The 16,659-nt window shown below is 48.1% G+C and carries 4 protein-coding genes, 5 tRNA genes and 6 rRNA genes; 13 read left to right on the forward strand and 2 right to left on the reverse strand.

All coding sequences use genetic code 11. The annotated features are described in order from the left end of the window. The first annotated feature begins 782 nt into the window (after positions 1–782). The 13 genes from J4N40_RS01085 to J4N40_RS01145 all read left to right on the forward strand — a co-directional run bounded on the left by J4N40_RS01085 (position 783) and on the right by J4N40_RS01145 (position 15,262). A 16S ribosomal RNA gene (locus J4N40_RS01085) occupies positions 783–2,335 on the forward strand. Between the two features lie 277 nt (positions 2,336–2,612). Beyond that, positions 2,613–5,502: ribosomal RNA gene (locus tag J4N40_RS01090) — 23S ribosomal RNA — on the forward strand. 93 nt (positions 5,503–5,595) lie between these two features. Beyond that, a 5S ribosomal RNA gene (gene rrf / locus J4N40_RS01095) occupies positions 5,596–5,712 on the forward strand. Between the two features lie 333 nt (positions 5,713–6,045). Continuing rightward, positions 6,046–7,598 (forward strand): 16S ribosomal RNA (locus tag J4N40_RS01100). A gap of 89 nt (positions 7,599–7,687) precedes the next feature. Next, positions 7,688–7,763: transfer RNA gene (locus J4N40_RS01105), tRNA-Glu, on the forward strand. Positions 7,764–7,765: 2 nt separating this feature from the next. Further along, positions 7,766–7,841 (forward strand) — tRNA-Lys (locus tag J4N40_RS01110). Positions 7,842–7,850: 9 nt separating this feature from the next. Then, positions 7,851–7,926 (forward strand) — tRNA-Ala (locus J4N40_RS01115). 38 nt (positions 7,927–7,964) lie between these two features. Then, a tRNA-Val gene (locus J4N40_RS01120) sits at positions 7,965–8,040 on the forward strand. A 302-nt stretch (positions 8,041–8,342) separates the two neighbouring features. Further along, positions 8,343–11,232, forward strand: a 23S ribosomal RNA gene (locus tag J4N40_RS01125). Positions 11,233–11,325: 93 nt separating this feature from the next. Next, a 5S ribosomal RNA gene (gene rrf / locus J4N40_RS01130) occupies positions 11,326–11,442 on the forward strand. Together the 16S, 23S and 5S rRNA genes with 5 tRNA genes alongside form the textbook arrangement of a ribosomal RNA operon. A gap of 77 nt (positions 11,443–11,519) precedes the next feature. Further along, positions 11,520–11,596 (forward strand) — tRNA-Asp (locus J4N40_RS01135). A 940-nt stretch (positions 11,597–12,536) separates the two neighbouring features. Beyond that, positions 12,537–14,108, forward strand: a complete 1,572-nt coding sequence (locus J4N40_RS01140) for an ABC-F family ATP-binding cassette domain-containing protein (RefSeq protein WP_250654336.1) — start codon at positions 12,537–12,539, stop codon at positions 14,106–14,108. Continuing rightward, positions 14,105–15,262 (forward strand): MFS transporter, encoded by a 1,158-nt coding sequence (locus tag J4N40_RS01145; RefSeq protein WP_222716948.1) that lies wholly within the window; start codon positions 14,105–14,107, stop codon positions 15,260–15,262. The genes J4N40_RS01140 and J4N40_RS01145 overlap by 4 nt, the downstream gene beginning before the upstream one ends. A 74-nt stretch (positions 15,263–15,336) precedes the next feature. Here the strand turns inward: J4N40_RS01145 and fis are convergent, their stop codons facing one another. Next, positions 15,337–15,633: a DNA-binding transcriptional regulator Fis gene (fis, locus tag J4N40_RS01150; protein WP_000462885.1), complete on the reverse strand. Its 297-nt coding sequence runs from the start codon at positions 15,631–15,633 to the stop codon at positions 15,337–15,339. Between the two features lie 23 nt (positions 15,634–15,656). Then, positions 15,657–16,625 carry a tRNA dihydrouridine synthase DusB gene (gene dusB / locus J4N40_RS01155; protein ID WP_005382505.1) on the reverse strand — a complete coding sequence of 323 codons (969 nt, stop codon included), beginning with the start codon at positions 16,623–16,625 and terminating at the stop codon, positions 15,657–15,659. Between the last annotated feature and the right edge of the window lie 34 nt (positions 16,626–16,659).

The following is a 16,659-nucleotide window of genomic DNA, read 5'->3' on the forward strand; positions in this document are numbered from 1 at the left end:
CTCAATGCGTCATCGAACAATAACGACATTTAGATATACCCCTAACTAATCTGTCGTAAAGAGAAGGGCAAGGATGCTCTGATCTTTTCTTCTATATACAGAAGAAACACTTTTCCAAGACTTCACCTGAAGTACCCCAAATAAAAAGCAAAGACCAAAAGAGCAGTTCGTCATCGTTCTGCTCTTTTTTTCATCTTTTATATAGGTAGAAAGAGAAAAAAGAACCAAGAGAGATAAGATCAGCAACCGAAATCACAAAGAAATCGGCGATCTTTTAATGCAGAAGTCAGGTGTTTCATCATGAAAAGATCCTCTGCAACCCGAAATATTAGACAAGATCGTTGAGTATCTATGCAGAATGCTTGTTATTTGTTCGGTTGAAAGTTTTTTTGCAAAAAACGCTTGTGCTAATTTCTCAACCCCCTATACTGCGCATCCACCGACACGGAGTGAGACGAAAGTCACACAGCGAGTCGGGAAGAGAGAAAAAAGAATTTGAAAAAAATGCTTGACTCTCTCACGGTGTGAAGTAAGATACGCACCCCTAACGACGAGCAACTAAGTTGCTGAAAGTGTTAGAAAAGCTCTTTAAAAATAAGAACCTATCAATCTGTGTGGGCACTCGTTGATGATAATCCAATTAGATGTTTCTTTCTTAACGGAAAGCGGTATCAAATTAGGTTTCAATGAAACGAAGTGACCATTGAATCGAAAGATTCAGCACAGTCAATTCAAACATTACTTATGTAATGTTCAGTATTCATTGAGCCGAACAAAATCTTAAATTGAAGAGTTTGATCATGGCTCAGATTGAACGCTGGCGGCAGGCCTAACACATGCAAGTCGAGCGGAAACGAGTTATCTGAACCTTCGGGGGACGATAACGGCGTCGAGCGGCGGACGGGTGAGTAATGCCTAGGAAATTGCCCTGATGTGGGGGATAACCATTGGAAACGATGGCTAATACCGCATGATGCCTACGGGCCAAAGAGGGGGACCTTCGGGCCTCTCGCGTCAGGATATGCCTAGGTGGGATTAGCTAGTTGGTGAGGTAAGGGCTCACCAAGGCGACGATCCCTAGCTGGTCTGAGAGGATGATCAGCCACACTGGAACTGAGACACGGTCCAGACTCCTACGGGAGGCAGCAGTGGGGAATATTGCACAATGGGCGCAAGCCTGATGCAGCCATGCCGCGTGTGTGAAGAAGGCCTTCGGGTTGTAAAGCACTTTCAGTCGTGAGGAAGGTAGCGTAGTTAATAGCTGCATTATTTGACGTTAGCGACAGAAGAAGCACCGGCTAACTCCGTGCCAGCAGCCGCGGTAATACGGAGGGTGCGAGCGTTAATCGGAATTACTGGGCGTAAAGCGCATGCAGGTGGTTTGTTAAGTCAGATGTGAAAGCCCGGGGCTCAACCTCGGAATAGCATTTGAAACTGGCAGACTAGAGTACTGTAGAGGGGGGTAGAATTTCAGGTGTAGCGGTGAAATGCGTAGAGATCTGAAGGAATACCGGTGGCGAAGGCGGCCCCCTGGACAGATACTGACACTCAGATGCGAAAGCGTGGGGAGCAAACAGGATTAGATACCCTGGTAGTCCACGCCGTAAACGATGTCTACTTGGAGGTTGTGGCCTTGAGCCGTGGCTTTCGGAGCTAACGCGTTAAGTAGACCGCCTGGGGAGTACGGTCGCAAGATTAAAACTCAAATGAATTGACGGGGGCCCGCACAAGCGGTGGAGCATGTGGTTTAATTCGATGCAACGCGAAGAACCTTACCTACTCTTGACATCCAGAGAACTTTCCAGAGATGGATTGGTGCCTTCGGGAACTCTGAGACAGGTGCTGCATGGCTGTCGTCAGCTCGTGTTGTGAAATGTTGGGTTAAGTCCCGCAACGAGCGCAACCCTTATCCTTGTTTGCCAGCGAGTAATGTCGGGAACTCCAGGGAGACTGCCGGTGATAAACCGGAGGAAGGTGGGGACGACGTCAAGTCATCATGGCCCTTACGAGTAGGGCTACACACGTGCTACAATGGCGCATACAGAGGGCGGCCAACTTGCGAAAGTGAGCGAATCCCAAAAAGTGCGTCGTAGTCCGGATTGGAGTCTGCAACTCGACTCCATGAAGTCGGAATCGCTAGTAATCGTGGATCAGAATGCCACGGTGAATACGTTCCCGGGCCTTGTACACACCGCCCGTCACACCATGGGAGTGGGCTGCAAAAGAAGTAGGTAGTTTAACCTTCGGGGGGACGCTTACCACTTTGTGGTTCATGACTGGGGTGAAGTCGTAACAAGGTAGCGCTAGGGGAACCTGGCGCTGGATCACCTCCTTATACGATGATTACTCACGATGAGTGTCCACACAGATTGATAGTTCACAAGCGCAAGCTTGTAGCTAACATAGCTCTTTAACAATTTGGAAAGCTGACAAAACAACAATTTATTGTTGTTTGTAAAGTTCTCAATGTTTGTCTTTATGACAAACACCAAAATAACACATTCAAGTGTTCTTGGAATTTGAGTCCGGCAAAATCGAGTCTGCATCATGTATAAAAATTGCAGACAACTTTGGTGACTTGTTCATCAACTCGAAACTCCTTCGGGTTGTATGGTTAAGTGACTAAGCGTACACGGTGGATGCCTTGGCAGTCAGAGGCGATGAAGGACGTATTAACTTGCGATAAGCCCAGATTAGGTAGTAAAAACCATTTGAGTCTGGGATTTCCGAATGGGGAAACCCAATACCATAAGGTATTACTGTTGAGTGAATACATAGCTCAACAGGGCGAACCGGGGGAACTGAAACATCTAAGTACCCCGAGGAAAAGAAATCAACCGAGATTCCGAAAGTAGCGGCGAGCGAAATTGGACTAGCCCTTAAGCTTTACACGCGTTAGACGAACAGCCTGGAAAGGCTGACGATACAGGGTGATAGTCCCGTAGTTGACGACGTGTGTTCAGTGAAATCGAGTAGGGCGGGACACGTGATATCCTGTCTGAATATGGGGGGACCATCCTCCAAGGCTAAATACTACTGACTGACCGATAGTGAACCAGTACCGTGAGGGAAAGGCGAAAAGAACCCCTGTGAGGGGAGTGAAATAGAACCTGAAACCGTGTACGTACAAGCAGTAGGAGCAGGCTTGTCCTGTGACTGCGTACCTTTTGTATAATGGGTCAGCGACTTATATTCAGTGGCAAGGTTAACCATCTAGGGGAGCCGTAGGGAAACCGAGTCTTAACTGGGCGTTCAGTCTCTGGATATAGACCCGAAACCAGGTGATCTAGCCATGGGCAGGTTGAAGGTTGAGTAACATCAACTGGAGGACCGAACCGACTAATGTTGAAAAATTAGCGGATGACTTGTGGCTAGGGGTGAAAGGCCAATCAAACCTGGAGATAGCTGGTTCTCCCCGAAAGCTATTTAGGTAGCGCCTCGGACGAATACTACTGGGGGTAGAGCACTGTTAAGGCTAGGGGGTCATCCCGACTTACCAACCCTTTGCAAACTCCGAATACCAGTAAGTACTATCCGGGAGACACACGGCGGGTGCTAACGTCCGTCGTGGAGAGGGAAACAACCCAGACCGCCAGCTAAGGTCCCAAATTACTACTAAGTGGGAAACGATGTGGGAAGGCTCAGACAGCCAGGATGTTGGCTTAGAAGCAGCCATCATTTAAAGAAAGCGTAATAGCTCACTGGTCGAGTCGGCCTGCGCGGAAGATGTAACGGGGCTAAGTAGTAAACCGAAGCTGCGGCAATGCACTTTAGTGCATTGGGTAGGGGAGCGTTCTGTAAGCGGTTGAAGGTGTGTGGTAACGCATGCTGGACGTATCAGAAGTGCGAATGCTGACATGAGTAACGATAAAGGGGGTGAAAAACCTCCTCGCCGGAAGACCAAGGGTTCCTGTCCAACGTTAATCGGGGCAGGGTAAGTCGACCCCTAAGGCGAGGCCGAAAGGCGTAGTCGATGGGAAACGGGTTAATATTCCCGTACTTCTTACAATTGCGATGGGGGGACGGAGAAGGCTAGGTGGGCCTGGCGACGGTTGTCCAGGTTCAAGTGCGTAGGCTTGAGAGTTAGGTAAATCCGGCTCTCTTTAAGGCTGAGACACGACGTCGAGCATCTACGGATGTGAAGTCATTGATGCCATGCTTCCAGGAAAAGCCTCTAAGCTTCAGATTGTAAGGAATCGTACCCCAAACCGACACAGGTGGTCGGGTAGAGAATACCAAGGCGCTTGAGAGAACTCGGGTGAAGGAACTAGGCAAAATGGTACCGTAACTTCGGGAGAAGGTACGCTCTCGACGGTGAAGTCCCTCGCGGATGGAGCTATTGAGAGTCGCAGATACCAGGTGGCTGCAACTGTTTATTAAAAACACAGCACTGTGCAAAATCGCAAGATGACGTATACGGTGTGACGCCTGCCCGGTGCCGGAAGGTTAATTGATGGGGTTAGACTTCGGTCGAAGCTCTTGATCGAAGCCCCGGTAAACGGCGGCCGTAACTATAACGGTCCTAAGGTAGCGAAATTCCTTGTCGGGTAAGTTCCGACCTGCACGAATGGCGTAATGATGGCCACGCTGTCTCCACCCGAGACTCAGTGAAATTGAAATCGCTGTGAAGATGCAGTGTACCCGCGGCTAGACGGAAAGACCCCGTGAACCTTTACTACAGCTTGGCACTGAACATTGACCCTACATGTGTAGGATAGGTGGGAGGCTTTGAAGCGCAGTCGCTAGATTGCGTGGAGCCGTCCTTGAAATACCACCCTTGTAGTGTTGATGTTCTAACGTCGACCCCTTATCGGGGTTGCGGACAGTGCCTGGTGGGTAGTTTGACTGGGGCGGTCTCCTCCCAAAGCGTAACGGAGGAGCACGAAGGTGGGCTAATCACGGTTGGACATCGTGAGGTTAGTGCAATGGCATAAGCCCGCTTGACTGCGAGAATGACAATTCGAGCAGGTGCGAAAGCAGGTCATAGTGATCCGGTGGTTCTGAATGGAAGGGCCATCGCTCAACGGATAAAAGGTACTCCGGGGATAACAGGCTGATACCGCCCAAGAGTTCATATCGACGGCGGTGTTTGGCACCTCGATGTCGGCTCATCACATCCTGGGGCTGAAGTCGGTCCCAAGGGTATGGCTGTTCGCCATTTAAAGTGGTACGCGAGCTGGGTTTAGAACGTCGTGAGACAGTTCGGTCCCTATCTGCCGTGGGCGTTGGAGAATTGAAAGGGGCTGCTCCTAGTACGAGAGGACCGGAGTGGACGAACCTCTGGTGTTCGGGTTGTGTCGCCAGACGCATTGCCCGGTAGCTAAGTTCGGGATCGATAACCGCTGAAAGCATCTAAGCGGGAAGCGAGCCTTGAGATGAGTTCTCCCTGATACTTTAAGTATCCTAAAGGGTTGTCGTAGACTACGACGTTGATAGGCAGGGTGTGTAAGCGTTGTGAGGCGTTGAGCTAACCTGTACTAATTGCCCGTGAGGCTTAACCATACAACACCCAAGGGGTTTTGATGGACTCAATGAAAGAACGTTGAATGTGTAAGAACGAGAATTAAAAAACAGCTTTCCAGATTAAAGAATTTGCTTGGCGACCATAGCGTTTTGGACCCACCTGATTTCCATGCCGAACTCAGAAGTGAAACGAAATAGCGCCGATGGTAGTGTGGGGCTTCCCCATGTGAGAGTAGGACATCGCCAGGCTTTATTTCCGACTTGTCTGAATACAGACGAGTCAACATAAGGTTTTAAACAAAAGTTTAGAATTTTATGTTGACTTTCAAAGTGGAAAGCGTATTATACGCACCTCGCTTGAGTGCTAAGGCACTGAAAGCCAAGCTCTTTAACAATATAGACCTATCAATCTGTGTGGGCACTCGTTGATGATAATCCAATTAGATGTTTCTTTCTTAACGGAAAGCGGTATCAAATTAGGTTTCAATGAAACGAAGTGACCATTGAATCGAAAGATTCAGCACAGTCAATTCAAACATTACTTATGTAATGTTCAGTATTCATTGAGCCGAACAAAATCTTAAATTGAAGAGTTTGATCATGGCTCAGATTGAACGCTGGCGGCAGGCCTAACACATGCAAGTCGAGCGGAAACGAGTTATCTGAACCTTCGGGGGACGATAACGGCGTCGAGCGGCGGACGGGTGAGTAATGCCTAGGAAATTGCCCTGATGTGGGGGATAACCATTGGAAACGATGGCTAATACCGCATGATGCCTACGGGCCAAAGAGGGGGACCTTCGGGCCTCTCGCGTCAGGATATGCCTAGGTGGGATTAGCTAGTTGGTGAGGTAAGGGCTCACCAAGGCGACGATCCCTAGCTGGTCTGAGAGGATGATCAGCCACACTGGAACTGAGACACGGTCCAGACTCCTACGGGAGGCAGCAGTGGGGAATATTGCACAATGGGCGCAAGCCTGATGCAGCCATGCCGCGTGTGTGAAGAAGGCCTTCGGGTTGTAAAGCACTTTCAGTCGTGAGGAAGGTAGCGTAGTTAATAGCTGCATTATTTGACGTTAGCGACAGAAGAAGCACCGGCTAACTCCGTGCCAGCAGCCGCGGTAATACGGAGGGTGCGAGCGTTAATCGGAATTACTGGGCGTAAAGCGCATGCAGGTGGTTTGTTAAGTCAGATGTGAAAGCCCGGGGCTCAACCTCGGAATAGCATTTGAAACTGGCAGACTAGAGTACTGTAGAGGGGGGTAGAATTTCAGGTGTAGCGGTGAAATGCGTAGAGATCTGAAGGAATACCGGTGGCGAAGGCGGCCCCCTGGACAGATACTGACACTCAGATGCGAAAGCGTGGGGAGCAAACAGGATTAGATACCCTGGTAGTCCACGCCGTAAACGATGTCTACTTGGAGGTTGTGGCCTTGAGCCGTGGCTTTCGGAGCTAACGCGTTAAGTAGACCGCCTGGGGAGTACGGTCGCAAGATTAAAACTCAAATGAATTGACGGGGGCCCGCACAAGCGGTGGAGCATGTGGTTTAATTCGATGCAACGCGAAGAACCTTACCTACTCTTGACATCCAGAGAACTTTCCAGAGATGGATTGGTGCCTTCGGGAACTCTGAGACAGGTGCTGCATGGCTGTCGTCAGCTCGTGTTGTGAAATGTTGGGTTAAGTCCCGCAACGAGCGCAACCCTTATCCTTGTTTGCCAGCGAGTAATGTCGGGAACTCCAGGGAGACTGCCGGTGATAAACCGGAGGAAGGTGGGGACGACGTCAAGTCATCATGGCCCTTACGAGTAGGGCTACACACGTGCTACAATGGCGCATACAGAGGGCGGCCAACTTGCGAAAGTGAGCGAATCCCAAAAAGTGCGTCGTAGTCCGGATTGGAGTCTGCAACTCGACTCCATGAAGTCGGAATCGCTAGTAATCGTGGATCAGAATGCCACGGTGAATACGTTCCCGGGCCTTGTACACACCGCCCGTCACACCATGGGAGTGGGCTGCAAAAGAAGTAGGTAGTTTAACCTTCGGGGGGACGCTTACCACTTTGTGGTTCATGACTGGGGTGAAGTCGTAACAAGGTAGCGCTAGGGGAACCTGGCGCTGGATCACCTCCTTATACGATGATTATTGCGATGAGTGTTCACACAGATTGATACGGTTTATGAAGTTTAAGAGATAGAACATCCCCCAAGATGTTCACTTAGTGTCCCGTTCGTCTAGAGGCCTAGGACACCGCCCTTTCACGGCGGTAACAGGGGTTCGACTCCCCTACGGGATACCATTGGGTCGTTAGCTCAGTTGGTAGAGCAGTTGACTTTTAATCAATTGGTCGCAGGTTCGAATCCTGCACGACCCACCATTTCTCGATGGGGCTATAGCTCAGCTGGGAGAGCGCCTGCCTTGCACGCAGGAGGTCTGCGGTTCGATCCCGCATAGCTCCACCATTCGAGGAACTTCTTCCACTAAGAAGTAAAACTAATGTGGGCGATTAGCTCAGTTGGGAGAGCACCTGCCTTACAAGCAGGGGGTCACTGGTTCGAGCCCGGTATCGCCCACCATCTTTAAACATTCTCTCTTGAGAGTTTTTAAAAATGGTTACTTCATTAGAAGTGATTAGCTCTTTAACAATTTGGAAAGCTGACAAAACAATCTTTAAGATTGTTTGTAAAGTTCTCAATGTTTGTCTTTAAGACAAACACCAAAAAACACATTCAAGTGTTCTTGGCTTTTTGTTTTCATTTTTTCTAAAAATGAAGGTAAAAAGATGAGTCCGGCAAAATCGAATGTCTCTCGCTCATTCAAATAATGAGAGACAACTTTGGTGATTTGAACGTCAACTCGAAACTCCTTCGGGTTGTATGGTTAAGTGACTAAGCGTACACGGTGGATGCCTTGGCAGTCAGAGGCGATGAAGGACGTATTAACTTGCGATAAGCCCAGATTAGGTAGTAAAAACCATTTGAGTCTGGGATTTCCGAATGGGGAAACCCAATACCATAAGGTATTACTGTTGAGTGAATACATAGCTCAACAGGGCGAACCGGGGGAACTGAAACATCTAAGTACCCCGAGGAAAAGAAATCAACCGAGATTCCGAAAGTAGCGGCGAGCGAAATTGGACTAGCCCTTAAGCTTTACACGCGTTAGACGAACAGCCTGGAAAGGCTGACGATACAGGGTGATAGTCCCGTAGTTGACGACGTGTGTTCAGTGAAATCGAGTAGGGCGGGACACGTGATATCCTGTCTGAATATGGGGGGACCATCCTCCAAGGCTAAATACTACTGACTGACCGATAGTGAACCAGTACCGTGAGGGAAAGGCGAAAAGAACCCCTGTGAGGGGAGTGAAATAGAACCTGAAACCGTGTACGTACAAGCAGTAGGAGCAGGCTTGTCCTGTGACTGCGTACCTTTTGTATAATGGGTCAGCGACTTATATTCAGTGGCAAGGTTAACCATCTAGGGGAGCCGTAGGGAAACCGAGTCTTAACTGGGCGTTCAGTCTCTGGATATAGACCCGAAACCAGGTGATCTAGCCATGGGCAGGTTGAAGGTTGAGTAACATCAACTGGAGGACCGAACCGACTAATGTTGAAAAATTAGCGGATGACTTGTGGCTAGGGGTGAAAGGCCAATCAAACCTGGAGATAGCTGGTTCTCCCCGAAAGCTATTTAGGTAGCGCCTCGGACGAATACTACTGGGGGTAGAGCACTGTTAAGGCTAGGGGGTCATCCCGACTTACCAACCCTTTGCAAACTCCGAATACCAGTAAGTACTATCCGGGAGACACACGGCGGGTGCTAACGTCCGTCGTGGAGAGGGAAACAACCCAGACCGCCAGCTAAGGTCCCAAATTACTACTAAGTGGGAAACGATGTGGGAAGGCTCAGACAGCCAGGATGTTGGCTTAGAAGCAGCCATCATTTAAAGAAAGCGTAATAGCTCACTGGTCGAGTCGGCCTGCGCGGAAGATGTAACGGGGCTAAGTAGTAAACCGAAGCTGCGGCAATGCACTTTAGTGCATTGGGTAGGGGAGCGTTCTGTAAGCGGTTGAAGGTGTGTGGTAACGCATGCTGGACGTATCAGAAGTGCGAATGCTGACATGAGTAACGATAAAGGGGGTGAAAAACCTCCTCGCCGGAAGACCAAGGGTTCCTGTCCAACGTTAATCGGGGCAGGGTAAGTCGACCCCTAAGGCGAGGCCGAAAGGCGTAGTCGATGGGAAACGGGTTAATATTCCCGTACTTCTTACAATTGCGATGGGGGGACGGAGAAGGCTAGGTGGGCCTGGCGACGGTTGTCCAGGTTCAAGTGCGTAGGCTGAGAAATTAGGTAAATCCGGTTTCTCTTAAGGCTGAGACACGACGTCGAGCATCTACGGATGTGAAGTCATTGATGCCATGCTTCCAGGAAAAGCCTCTAAGCTTCAGATTGTAAGGAATCGTACCCCAAACCGACACAGGTGGTCGGGTAGAGAATACCAAGGCGCTTGAGAGAACTCGGGTGAAGGAACTAGGCAAAATGGTACCGTAACTTCGGGAGAAGGTACGCTCTCGACGGTGAAGTCCCTTGCGGATGGAGCTATTGAGAGTCGCAGATACCAGGTGGCTGCAACTGTTTATTAAAAACACAGCACTGTGCAAAATCGCAAGATGACGTATACGGTGTGACGCCTGCCCGGTGCCGGAAGGTTAATTGATGGGGTTAGACTTCGGTCGAAGCTCTTGATCGAAGCCCCGGTAAACGGCGGCCGTAACTATAACGGTCCTAAGGTAGCGAAATTCCTTGTCGGGTAAGTTCCGACCTGCACGAATGGCGTAATGATGGCCACGCTGTCTCCACCCGAGACTCAGTGAAATTGAAATCGCTGTGAAGATGCAGTGTACCCGCGGCTAGACGGAAAGACCCCGTGAACCTTTACTACAGCTTGGCACTGAACATTGACCCTACATGTGTAGGATAGGTGGGAGGCTTTGAAGCGCAGTCGCTAGATTGCGTGGAGCCGTCCTTGAAATACCACCCTTGTAGTGTTGATGTTCTAACGTCGACCCCTTATCGGGGTTGCGGACAGTGCCTGGTGGGTAGTTTGACTGGGGCGGTCTCCTCCCAAAGCGTAACGGAGGAGCACGAAGGTGGGCTAATCACGGTTGGACATCGTGAGGTTAGTGCAATGGCATAAGCCCGCTTGACTGCGAGAATGACAATTCGAGCAGGTGCGAAAGCAGGTCATAGTGATCCGGTGGTTCTGAATGGAAGGGCCATCGCTCAACGGATAAAAGGTACTCCGGGGATAACAGGCTGATACCGCCCAAGAGTTCATATCGACGGCGGTGTTTGGCACCTCGATGTCGGCTCATCACATCCTGGGGCTGAAGTCGGTCCCAAGGGTATGGCTGTTCGCCATTTAAAGTGGTACGCGAGCTGGGTTTAGAACGTCGTGAGACAGTTCGGTCCCTATCTGCCGTGGGCGTTGGAGAATTGAAAGGGGCTGCTCCTAGTACGAGAGGACCGGAGTGGACGAACCTCTGGTGTTCGGGTTGTGTCGCCAGACGCATTGCCCGGTAGCTAAGTTCGGGATCGATAACCGCTGAAAGCATCTAAGCGGGAAGCGAGCCTTGAGATGAGTTCTCCCTGATACTTTAAGTATCCTAAAGGGTTGTCGTAGACTACGACGTTGATAGGCAGGGTGTGTAAGCGTTGTGAGGCGTTGAGCTAACCTGTACTAATTGCCCGTGAGGCTTAACCATACAACACCCAAGGAGTTTTGATGGACTCAATGAAAGAACGTTGAATGTGTAAGAACGAGAATTAAAAAACAGCTTTCCAGATTAAAGAATTTGCTTGGCGACCATAGCGTTTTGGACCCACCTGATTTCCATGCCGAACTCAGAAGTGAAACGAAATAGCGCCGATGGTAGTGTGGGGTTTCCCCATGTGAGAGTAGGACATCGCCAGGCTTTAGTTTTATTTTCACTTTTTCGAAAAGTGAAGACAAAAGCGGACACTTGCTTATTAAAGCGAGTCATACCACTGCGGAGTGGTAGTTCAGTTGGTTAGAATACCGGCCTGTCACGCCGGGGGTCGCGGGTTCGAGTCCCGTCCACTCCGCCACTTATATTAAGCCTCAGTCGAAAGACTGAGGCTTTTTTCGTTTTGGTTCCCCCGACTTACCTTAAACCCACTTTCGTATTGAAACCTTGCATCGAGAGGCCGGCTTCCCTCTGGCGATGCTTTCTAAGCCCTGTTATGAGTGAAGTGGAACTCAGTTTTGTGTGGTTTCTACTGAACCGGGTCCTAGTATCGAGCGCTAGTTCTCAGCCCTTGTGCTTACTTACCAAAGCTTCCTTTATTATTACCTGGAAAATTTATTCACTAGGTTATGTTATTTTCGGGGGAGATTTCTCTGCTTTAGATGTTTTGATTTAGCCATAGGCGCTTATTAATATAAACTCAGCGCATTTAAAACTTTCCAAACATGGATTTTGTTTTGTCGACCTATTTAAGCCAGTGTCTTAAAGTATATTCGCTACTTCTTCCCTCTAACCCTCTCCAACCTTCAAAGCCACCACTACGTACGTATAACGTGAGCGGTATAGGTGCTTTCATAGCTGTGTTTGCTGAGTAAGCAGTTCACCTGGCACATTGACTGAGGAAAAGTCTTCTTTCTGTGGACCTTCGTGTAAGTCACGATAGTTTTAATAATTATCTGGTACTTTTTATTCTAAAGGTGTACGCTTCACATCGAATATTTTTTCGACAGTAAATCATGTTATATCTCTTGTTTAAAAGCTTTGTAAGAAGGCTGAACTCCGTGCAAAAAACGCGATGAAGTGTTGCCCGGAGTCTTAAATTAATCTTCATCAGGTGTTTTATGCGTGAGTAACTTCGCTGAAGTTATACGCAGGCGTCTGTACACCTGATAAAAGAGAAGAGATGGCCGGTGATATTTCATCATCGGCCTTTTTGTATCTGTTAAGCAGCTACAAAGCATTATCCAGTATTGAAATAAGGGCCGGTATTGATCACCGGCCCTTTTTATTTGGTTAAAAGCATGAGTATTTTACAAGTTAAAAATTTGTCTTATCAGATCGCTGATAAGAGTTTATATAACAACGCGACATTTCGAATTAACGTGGGAGAGAAAATAGGTATCACTGGAGCGAATGGCGTTGGAAAAAGCACCTTATTAAAACTGCTTATTGGTGAATTATCTGCAGATAAGGGCTGCATTGACTGGTTACCAAACCTTGAGGTGGGGTATTTAGAGCAACATTTTAAGATGGATAATGCGCTGACGGTTTATGAATGCTTAAAGAGTGCTTTTGAGAACTTATACGCTGCCGAGCAGAAGCTTTGGACTTTGTATCAGGCGATGACCGAGTCTCACTCTACATCTCTTTTAAGCCAAGTCGCTCGGCTACAGGCATATTTAGAAGATGAAGACTTCTATGCAATTAATACCAAAATTGAACGAGTTGCTGTAGGTCTTGGTATTTATCAATTTGGCTTAGATACACCGCTTGTCTCGCTAAGTGGCGGTCAAAGGCACAAAGTCCTTTTAGGCAGGTTGTTACTTCGCAACCCCGATGTGTTAATTCTTGATGAGCCGACAAACTATCTTGATGCTCCGCACATTGAATGGCTAGTCACGTTTCTCAATGATTACATTGGCACAGTTTTACTGGTTTCTCATGATATTGATTTCCTTAATCAAGTAGCGACCAGTGTTTGTGATATTGATTATCAAACGGTTCGAAAATACAGCGGTACTTATGTCAAAGCAATGCAGCAAAAGCAGCACGACGGTGCTTTATTAGAAAAGCAATATAAGGCTCAGCAAAGTGAAATTCGAAAGCTAGAGCAATTTATTGCCAAAAATGGTGCAGGAGTTAACGCGAGTCTTGCTAAAGGGCGTAAGAAAAAACTGGATAAAATCGAACGTATTCAACTGAATAATGTAGAGAAAGTATCGACGTTTGACTTTGCTTACCAGCCCATTGAGCAACCGAATGTGGTTGAGGCAAAAGCGTTGATGATCGGTTATCAGCAGCCTCTGCTTCCAGTATTTGATATCACGTTAGCGCGCGGGGAAAAGTTGGTTGTTGCTGGCTTTAACGGCGTGGGTAAGTCGACCTTACTTAAAACCCTGATGGGGGAGAGCGAGCCACTCTCTGGTGAGGTGGTATTGGCAAAAGGTGCAATGATTGGTTATTTTTCTCAAGATTTGTCTTGGCGCCATCCTCAGAACACGCCTGAACAGGAGCTGTGCTCTTGTGCGCCAACAATCTCAAGCAAAGAGTCACGCAAGCTATTAGCTCGCTTTGGGATCTCGGGGGATAAGACGCAGCGCCACTTAGATACATTGAGCGGTGGTGAGCAAACTCGGGTGAAACTGTGTTGTTTATCGGTTCAGAAATGCAATGTTTTGCTGTTGGACGAACCAACAACACATTTGGATAGCAGCAGTAAAAATGCGCTTAAAGAGGCTCTCCAGCGCTTTTCCGGTAGCGTGATTGTGGTATCTCATGAGAAGGCATTTTTGCAATCTTGGCCTGATAGAGTGTTAGATATTTCGTTGCTCACTTGTGCTGAATCGGAAACAGAACAGGAGGTGGAGCTATGATGCAGTCCATGGTCCTATTTCTCGTTGCTTTTCTTGTTGGTGCTGATGAGTTGATGCTTGGATCTATTCTTGAACCCATCGGAAATGATTTAAGTGTTCAACCGAGTCAGGTTACCTTATTTATTACGGCATATAGTTTAGCCATAGCAATTTGCGCTCCTTACTTGGGCCGTTTATCAGACCGAGTTGGGCGTATTCGTATCATGGTGCCTGCTTGCTTTGTATTTGGGGTTGCGTCTATTACGACGGGCATAGTTCATGATTTTGAACTTGCTATTGCAACTCGAGTGATCACTGGTATTGCAAGTGCAGGCATGTTGCCAATTGCATTCGCGTTAGCGGGAGACGCGAAGGGTAATAGAGCGATGCGTAAAATTGTGATGGTTCAGGCGGGATTAACGCTAGGTATGATAACTAGCCCTGCGATCGGAGCATTGTTGACCCAGCTTTTATCATGGCGTGCCGCTTTTATTATTTTGGGCGTTGCGGCTCTTCTTGTCAGTGCTATGAGCGTAGTGTTCATGAATGACCAGCATGATGAGTCCAAAATGTCAGATGCTCTGCCACCTATAACAGGTGTAATTCATGTTCCTGGCGCGTTGAGGGCGATTTTAGCGATGTGTTTAGGTCTAGGGGGAGGTATTGGTGTATTTAACCTGATAGGCCTTCATATTCGAGATACCAGCGATTTGGCGCTCGGTTGGGTGGGCGCTATTTATGCAGCTCTAGGGATCGTGAGTGTGGTTGGAAATATGTGCGTGGCGAGAGCTTCTCGCTGGCTTGGTAGCTCTCGAGCCGTTATGCGAGTGGCTTTAATGGTGTGCATACCTTGCAGTGCATGGGTGTTCTCAAATGAGATGAGTACGGTGACCGCTTATCTTCCAGCTCTAGTGCTCTGGTCTCTTGCTGGAGGGGTTGGTTCTCCGGCATTACAAGCACATATCGCAAGCTTATCTGATGAATATCGAGGTGTGTTAATGTCTTTTGGAATGAGTATGATGCACTTTGGTGTCGCGATTTGGTCTGCCTTGGCGGGCTTCGCGTATTCTGTAGGCAATGAATGGGTCGCTTTCGTGGCTTTCCTATTGTTTGGCTCAGCAGTAGTTATCTTAAAGCCAGTTGGTAATACTGAACAAAGTGAGCGTTATTCGTAGTGTTTTAGTAGATAAAGAAAAGCCGTTACCTAAAAAGGTAACGGCTTGTTCCAAATACTTTTTGAAAAACGGTCTTAGTTCATGCCGTATTTCTTAAGTTTCTTGCGAAGAGTACCGCGGTTGATACCCATCATAGTTGCTGCGCGAGTTTGGTTACCGCGAGTGTACTGCATGATAGTATCTAGTAGTGGCTGTTCAACTTCAGCTAGAACTAATTCGTATAGTTCTGTTACTTCCTGGCCGTTTAGTTGAGCAAGGTAGTTTTTAAGAGACGCTTTAACAGAGTCACGTAAAGGCTTCTGAGTAATCTGGTCTTGTGACGTTACTGTAGTTACTGTTAATGCTTCTGAAGTCAGATTTTGTTCGAACATATTCGGTCTAGCTCTTCTCTTAATTATGATGCAACGTTATCAAAATAACCTTCTAACGCCTCAATTTGCAGCGGAGCTGCGTCGATAGCGTTGAAGGTACGGCGAAACTCACTTGCCTGTTCATGCTCTTTCAGGTACCACCCAACGTGCTTGCGCGCGATACGTGGACCTAAGAACTCCCCATAAAACTCATGCAGAGCATTTACATGACCAAGCATAATGGTTTTCACTTCCTCAGTTGGAAGTTCCTCCATTGTGGTGCCGTTTTCCAAATAGTGATGGATTTCCTGGAAAATCCAAGGACGACCCTGGGCAGGGCGTCCAATCATTAAAGCGTCCGCACCGGTGTACTCCAGTACAAATTTGGCTTTCTCCGGGCTATCGATATCACCGTTCGCGATAACCGGAATTGAAATCGCCTCTTTTACCGCTTTAATGCTGTCATATTCGGCCTCACCTTTGTACATACATGCTTTCGTTCTGCCATGCAGAGCAAGAGCTTGTATGCCGCAGTTTTCGGCTAATTTAGCGATCTGGACACAGTTCTTGTTGTCTGTATCCCAGCCAGTTCGAGTCTTTAACGTTACAGGAACGTCCACTGCATTCACGACCGCTTTCAAAATCTCTTCGATAATGTTTGGGTATTGAAGCAGAGCAGAGCCCGCTAGCTTCTTATTCACTTTTTTTGCCGGGCAGCCCATGTTGATGTCGATGATTTGTGCACCGTTCTCAACACTGAATTGAGCTGCGTCCGCCATAAGCTGTGGATCGGAACCCGCAATCTGTACAGAGCGAATGCCCGATTCGCCCTCGTGTACCATGCGCTGTTTCGACTTTGACGTTCCCCATAGTTTTGGGTTAGCAGACATCATTTCACTGACGGCCATTCCCGCACCATAGCGAAGACACAACTCGCGAAACGGTCTATCCGTTACACCAGCCATAGGGGCTACGATTAGATTGTTCTTAAGTTGATAGTTTCCGATTTTCAAAACGTCATCACAGTTCTGTACCAGCAAGGGCGCG

It is taken from the genome of Vibrio sp. SCSIO 43097 (genome assembly GCF_023650755.1).
Lineage (GTDB): Bacteria > Pseudomonadota > Gammaproteobacteria > Enterobacterales > Vibrionaceae > Vibrio > Vibrio alginolyticus.

Excerpts from the sequence above, each read along its gene's own strand:
- J4N40_RS01140 (WP_250654336.1), top strand. The coding sequence starts at position 12,537 with ATGAGTATTTTACAAGTTAAAAATTTGTCTTATCAGATCGCTGATAAG.
- J4N40_RS01145 (WP_222716948.1), top strand. The coding sequence starts at position 14,105 with ATGATGCAGTCCATGGTCCTATTTCTCGTTGCTTTTCTTGTTGGTGCT.
- fis (WP_000462885.1), bottom strand. The coding sequence starts at position 15,633 with ATGTTCGAACAAAATCTGACTTCAGAAGCATTAACAGTAACTACAGTA.